We start from the raw sequence: 5,793 nt of genomic DNA on the forward strand, positions 1-5,793 counted from the left end.
ATTTAAATGTTGTGCAACTGGATAATGGTAAGTTTCATCAGAGTAGCCCGCTCAAAATCCCCGATAATATTTTACTGATTTTTCAACCACCGTACAGTCCCGAATTGAATCCGAGCGAAAGAGTATGGCAATATATAAAACAAGAATTGAGTTGGGGACTGTTTGACAACTTAGATGAAATTAAAGAAAAAGTTCGCAGTTTTCTTGAAGAATTTTGAAGTGAAACAATCGCATCAATTGCGGGATGGGATTATATTCTATCGGCCCCAGCTACTGTAGCATGATTTTGGAGAAGTGGTATTAGTTTTCGCTCAAATGCAAAACAGGACTTTCAGCGCGAGTCAAAAGAAGGGCTGGAACGACGCAAAATGGTAGATTCAAAGCAATACGCTAGTTCAAGTTTTTCTACTCCCATCCCAAATCCTTAACCTGAATCGATCGAAACTCACGAGTGCAATCAACTGCTGTAGGGGTTGGATTACTGTGAGTTTTTGCGTTTTGGGATTTTTAATGTCGATCGACCCGATCGCGCGATCGCCCAAGCTATTTTTAAATTAAATAACAACAGGAAATGGTGATTGGCTATGATAGCAAATCTATCGGCGCGCTGCTATGGAGGCGATCGCGATTTAAGTGCGATCGTCGATTTGATCGATACTTGCGAAGCAGTCGATCGGCTCGATCAAGGCACTTCCATCTCGGAATTGCAACAAAAAATCAACCAACCGTGCCGAGATTTAGCGCGCGATATCCGCCTTTGGGAAGATGCCGAAAACAAATTAATCTGTTTCGCCGAGTTATCGATTTCGGAAACTGGAGAGCCGATCCAGGGTTTGCTGTCGTTTCGCGTCCACCCCGACGCCCGATCGGGGGATGTGGAAGCGGTAGCCGTCGCTTGGGGCGAAACGCGGATGCGCGAAGTTGTAAAAGAGCGGGGCGCGCCTGTGAAGCTGCGATCGTGGGCTAGGGCACAGGATGCCGATCGCATTTCTGTGCTGGAAAGTTGCGGTTTTCGAGTCGATCGACATTTTTGCCGCATGGCGCGATCGCTCTCGGAACCGATCGCACAACCCCAATTCCCAGAAGGTTTTGTGCTGCGTCTATTCCCCGGCGCGCAGGATTCGGAAGCATGGGTAGAAATGTTCAACCAATCGTTTATCGATCACTGGAACCACCGCGATTTAACAGTCGAAAAATTCAAATACGATTTAGCCAAACCCAGTTACAGAAAGGATTTAGACTTGATTGCAGTTGCTGCTGACGGGACTTTTGCAGCTTTCTGTTATTGCGAAATTAGCCCGGAAGAGTGCGATCGCACGGGACGAAATGAAGGCTGGATTACTGTTCTCGGTACAAGGCGAGGTTTCCGCAAAATTGGATTGGGACGGGCTATGTTGCTGGCTGGTTTGCATCGACTAAAAGCTGCCGGTGTCGAGACTGCAATTATCGGCGTAGATGCTGCAAACCCTTCAGGTGCATTGCGGCTTTACGAGTCAGCCGGCTTCCACAAAATTCGCGATAGCGTTTTTTATGTAAAGGATGTTTGAGCGATTTGAGACTTACGCGCAGGCTTTAAGAAACCGGGTTTCCAAGCGTCTCGCTGCTAAGATTTCGGGCATTTGCGAAGCTGTACTGTTCGTCTGAGCCTTTGACACGATGCCGTACCAAGTCCAAGCAAACGGCAGCGAATTGATTGATTGGGAACACGCATTCAAGCACATTAGACCTCTTGCAAAAGTCAAATTTACCCTCCGCAAGTCCCCCCTTATTAAGGGGAGAAACAAGAATAATCTTGCTCCCTCCCCGCGGGAGGGGAGGGTTGGGGTGGGGTGCTTTGGATTTTTGCAAGAGTTCTATTAACGCAGGCTGCCGCACTAGCTGCGGTTGCGCGATCGGTGGAAGCAATGCGACTTAAGAAGCCGGTTGTCGAGCAGTTGATTATGGTAACAGATGAAGGCGAAAATTCTGCACCTTATTTTGTTGATGCCGATACCAATTACTGCCGCAGTTCGGGCGTAATTCTGAATGTAGTGTCAGAACAAGTTATGCTAGAGGGAATGCGTCAACATCACCGACATTTGGCAGAAACAGAATGGTAATTTTTTGAGTGCAGTGCGATCGTCCCCGCTGGCGATAAATAATCGCGATCGAGGACGATCGCACTACTGTATAATTCCAATCTAACCATACTTAAGATTACTTCCAAGCATCTCCCTCAATATTCTCAAGCGATAACTTTCTCCCGTTTTTCAATTCTTCTTTAGTTTGCTCAATAATTTCTAGTAACTCTGGATTGGCGATGGATGAAACTAACATTGAATCAGCAGCCGCCAAAGCCTCCCGCAACTGAGACGAAGTGAGTGCGGGATATTTTTCTAACACCTGTTGTTCCGTCCATCCCGCCGCAAACAGCCCTAACAAGAATTCTACAGACAATCGAGTTTCTCGCGCTGCTGGTGGACTTGTGGAAGTTTTCCGGTTGGGATGAATGAGCTTTCGCCAGTCCATTTTTTTACTTAAACGATTTGGGAAGATTTCGCCGATTATACTGCAATTTGGGCACAGTATAAATACGGGTATCCCTAACTGATGCTGTAACACTCCCACCGAATACCGGAGGATTTTAGATTTTATATTAAATAATTGAATAATTGGCAATCACTTATGAGTTAAGGGTTTGAAGCTTTGCTAAACTTACATTTTTTGTAAACTGGTGTCATTTCCCGATTGGGCGATTAAATTGTTGTTACGATCGCACTGCAGCACTTTCTTGTAGACTACACTGATAGGGTGCTGACAAGGCGATTCCCTAGGGGATAAGCCCGCTTCACCACCTTTTTTTGTTCGTTGAAATACCAAATCGCGTTAGCGAAGCTTGCAGCAGACGATCGCGCGTTAACCTCAAGCCACCGTGCAACCGACAGTACAACTACTTTAACTTCTTAAAACTATGGGAAAAAAGTCAAAAACCCAAAAATCCCTGGTCAAAAAATCCAGTTTGCTCTTCCAGCGACTGCAAGAAGCTCTCGATCGAGGCAGTAAAGTTTGGATTAAAACAAATAATAGTAGCTTCGGCGGCATTCCGATTAATTTGTTTGGAGGATTTATCGAACTTTTGGTAATTGTTCCACCAAACGAACAGGGAGAAAATACTGATGCCTACGGACAAGTTACGTGGCTGATTCGACTCTCTGATATTATTGGACTGGCCTATCCTACTGAATACTGGTCAAAAGATAGATTAGAAAGTTTGCTGCCACCCGATCCAGTTACTTCCGAAATAAGTGATTAATTTGGTAAGGTGCTGGTGGCGCACCCAGTGGTTTGTAGTGAGAAATTTAGCGGATTATCAGGACTAAATTCCTCACTACAAGCCTTTTTTGTCGCATAACTGACCGGATATAATATAGATATTTTCTAAGCTGTTTTGCGATCGGAAATGTGCACCCCTCCGACCGATTTTTATCAGTTCAATTACTTGTTGCAAGCCGAAAGCTGCACTTTGCAGTTGCCGCCGTCTAGTTCGCTGCAACCAGCCAAAGCTTGAGCTTCTGCTGCTGATTTATCATCGCCCCAACCCGCGCCCGCTCCTCCTTTACCTACTGCGATCGCTCCACAGTTATTCGTATTAGATGTCAGCGGTTCGCAGTCGTTAGCCCCGTCACTTTGCTCGTTGCAGGCGGCGACTGCTGCGTCTAGCGCTTCTTTCTCTGTAAGATGATCCCAACTAATACCCGTAGCGTCAGAAGTCGGAGAATAAGCAGTAGCTCCATGAGTATTTTCAGCTCGAACAACTGGGGCATAGCCCAAGATTGAAACTGTCAAAACTGTCACTCCAACCAACTTAAAAAAGAGATTTTGCAACATATTCGATTCAGAGCTTTACAAGATTTATCTTGACGATTGCTCAATGTTATATTAGGATTTTTCTTGATGTCAAGAGTTTTTATAAAAATTAATATTCAATTAATTTTACAGCAGTTCATGTAAAGGTTGCGGAGGTCAATTTAGTGGCAGATATCCGCCAAATCATCAGCCAACTCGCCGCCGGAGAAGGGCAACTGCTCGATACCCAATTTCTTGCCCCCTGCGTTCGGGGGGAAAGGGTGCGGACAAGGATAGGTGGCATGACTTATCTGTTTCAACCGCAGCCGCAAAACTTTGAAGGATGGGCTATTTTTGAGCCTGTAAATGAGAACGCTGCTGCTGTAATTGAGCAGCCTATTTTGCCGCAGGTGGCAGAGTATTTGCAACTACTCATGCCGATTCGCTTGCATTTGGCTTGCGTACTGCAAGGGCAAACTTGGCTGGCTTATCCTGTTAATGAATCTGATGCTAAACAGCGCACTGGTGCTGCTAAACCCGTCCCCGTTCATGCCGATCGGCTGCTTGCCAACAGCGCCCTGGCGATCGATACTTTTGATAACAGCGTCGGGCGGCAAGCAGTCAAAGATTACTGTACCACAGTCTCCATTCCCTGCTTGCACGTCGGATTATCTGCCGATTACTCCGAAATAATGTGGAACCAACACTATCGGGTTCCTTCGGCAGCAAACGATCGCGTTTGCGATTACCCCCTGGCGAGAAACTTGGTAATGCTGACAGTTGCAGTCGCCTGCAAAGTAATTGTTACCTTTGCTGCTACCCGATAGCAACAAAATTTAACTTGCACGATCGGAGATTTTGCAGTACAGCCACTTATATTGTAGAATGTCGGTTGATTGTTGCCAGAAACCCGGTCTAGCGAGATTGGATACCTCCATCCCAGAAACCCGGTTTCTCAATCTCAAACAATCGTCAGTCGATTTTAGATTTTAGATTTTAGATTGACTTGCAGCGCCGTGAATCACTGGAAGTTGAACTCTTAGTCTAAAATTTGGGGATCGTCCACGATTTGAGTCGGCGGCACGATACCCGTTGATGGCGGGTAAAAGTTGCAAAAAACGCTTGAGAAAATTAACAGGGAAAGTATGGTTGGATCGCAGACTTTTTATTATTTACTAGCAGTTCTCGGCTTATTAGTTTTGACTGGCGCAAATGCAGCCAGTTATTCAGCGGGCGGCACTGTTTGCCCCACTAATGATTGCCACGAACCACAAGTTAGATTCCATAAAAGGGTTTTGAAACACGGATCGAGAGGGGAAGATGTCAGGAAATTGCAAAAATTGTTGAACGCGCAGGGTGTGTGCCCAGAACCGATCGCACTTGATGGCGTATTCGGCCCGACAACCCTAGATGGAGTTAAGAGATTTCAGCGACAAGCCAACCTTCCTGTAGACGGAATTGTGGGAGGCAAAACTTGGGACAGATTGTTTGCTAGTTCTTAACTTTAAGTACCGCACAACAAAAGTTCCTAATTCATCATTTTCGATCGTGAATTGCTGCGGTTTGTAGTTGTGCAGACAACCTATTTTGTGCAACTGCAAACACACAAAGTCCCTCAAAAATCTATCGAACACCAGATTGCTAATGAATGAAATTTTAGATTTTTGGTTTGGTCGATCGAACTCTCCTGAATTTGGCAAAGTCCACAAGAAATGGTTTGAAAAAAATACGGATTTTGATGCCCAAGTGCGATCGGGATTTCTGTCGCAATACGAACTAGCCGCCTCCGGCAAACTAGACTCCTGGCAAGATTCCCCGGAAAACTGCCTAGCATTAATTTTACTCCTCGATCAGTTTCCCCGCAATATGTTTCGGGAAACGCCGAAAGCCTTCGCCACAGACAGCAAAGCCTTAGCCGCCGCCCAACACGCTGTTAACAATAACTTCGATCGCGAATTGCTGCAAGTA

The 5,793-nt window shown here is 45.8% G+C and carries 9 protein-coding genes; 7 read left to right on the top strand and 2 right to left on the bottom strand.

Features of this window, described 5'->3' with window-relative positions; genetic code table 11:
* The 3 genes from WBA89_RS26680 to WBA89_RS26690 all read left to right on the top strand — a co-directional run.
* Window positions 1-218 (top strand): transposase (locus tag WBA89_RS26680; RefSeq protein ID WP_424410671.1); only part of this gene is annotated, 218 nt, incomplete at its 5' end.
* A 366-nt stretch (window positions 219-584) separates the two neighbouring features.
* Window positions 585-1,547: a GNAT family N-acetyltransferase gene (locus tag WBA89_RS26685; protein WP_424410672.1), complete on the top strand. Its 963-nt coding sequence runs from the start codon at window positions 585-587 to the stop codon at window positions 1,545-1,547.
* Between the two features lie 282 nt (window positions 1,548-1,829).
* On the top strand, window positions 1,830-2,099 hold the full coding sequence (locus tag WBA89_RS26690; protein WP_424410673.1) for a hypothetical protein: 270 nt from the start codon (window positions 1,830-1,832) through the stop codon (window positions 2,097-2,099).
* 97 nt (window positions 2,100-2,196) lie between these two features.
* Here the strand turns inward: WBA89_RS26690 and WBA89_RS26695 are convergent, their stop codons facing one another.
* Window positions 2,197-2,508 carry a DUF433 domain-containing protein gene (locus tag WBA89_RS26695; protein WP_424410674.1) on the bottom strand — a complete coding sequence of 104 codons (312 nt, stop codon included), beginning with the start codon at window positions 2,506-2,508 and terminating at the stop codon, window positions 2,197-2,199.
* Window positions 2,509-2,950: 442 nt separating this feature from the next.
* On the opposite strand from WBA89_RS26695, the gene WBA89_RS26700 reads away from it, so the two are divergent.
* Window positions 2,951-3,292: a hypothetical protein gene (locus tag WBA89_RS26700; protein WP_424410675.1), complete on the top strand. Its 342-nt coding sequence runs from the start codon at window positions 2,951-2,953 to the stop codon at window positions 3,290-3,292.
* Window positions 3,293-3,474: 182 nt separating this feature from the next.
* Here the strand turns inward: WBA89_RS26700 and WBA89_RS26705 are convergent, their stop codons facing one another.
* The gene (locus tag WBA89_RS26705) at window positions 3,475-3,834 is read right to left on the bottom strand and encodes a DUF4189 domain-containing protein (protein ID WP_424410676.1); all 360 of its coding nucleotides are present in this window, start codon (window positions 3,832-3,834) and stop codon (window positions 3,475-3,477) included.
* Between the two features lie 176 nt (window positions 3,835-4,010).
* Here WBA89_RS26705 and WBA89_RS26710 point away from each other — a divergent pair, with 176 nt between their 5' ends.
* From WBA89_RS26710 to WBA89_RS26720, 3 genes are all read left to right on the top strand, one after another.
* Window positions 4,011-4,652 carry a hypothetical protein gene (locus tag WBA89_RS26710; protein WP_424410677.1) on the top strand — a complete coding sequence of 214 codons (642 nt, stop codon included), beginning with the start codon at window positions 4,011-4,013 and terminating at the stop codon, window positions 4,650-4,652.
* A gap of 318 nt (window positions 4,653-4,970) precedes the next feature.
* On the top strand, window positions 4,971-5,327 hold the full coding sequence (locus WBA89_RS26715; RefSeq protein ID WP_424410678.1) for a peptidoglycan-binding domain-containing protein: 357 nt from the start codon (window positions 4,971-4,973) through the stop codon (window positions 5,325-5,327).
* Between the two features lie 142 nt (window positions 5,328-5,469).
* Window positions 5,470-5,793 (top strand): DUF924 family protein (locus WBA89_RS26720; RefSeq protein WP_424410679.1); only part of this gene is annotated, 324 nt, incomplete at its 3' end.

It is taken from the genome of Microcoleus sp. (assembly GCF_049646505.1).
GTDB lineage: Bacteria > Cyanobacteriota > Cyanobacteriia > Cyanobacteriales > Microcoleaceae > Microcoleus.

What these genes read in the sequence shown, in the direction of transcription:
- WBA89_RS26685 (WP_424410672.1), top strand. Translation starts at nt 585, where the DNA reads ATGATAGCAAATCTATCGGCGCGCTGCTATGGAGGCGATCGCGATTTA.
- WBA89_RS26695 (WP_424410674.1), bottom strand. Translation starts at nt 2,508, where the DNA reads ATGGACTGGCGAAAGCTCATTCATCCCAACCGGAAAACTTCCACAAGT.
- WBA89_RS26700 (WP_424410675.1), top strand. Translation starts at nt 2,951, where the DNA reads ATGGGAAAAAAGTCAAAAACCCAAAAATCCCTGGTCAAAAAATCCAGT.
- WBA89_RS26715 (WP_424410678.1), top strand. Translation starts at nt 4,971, where the DNA reads ATGGTTGGATCGCAGACTTTTTATTATTTACTAGCAGTTCTCGGCTTA.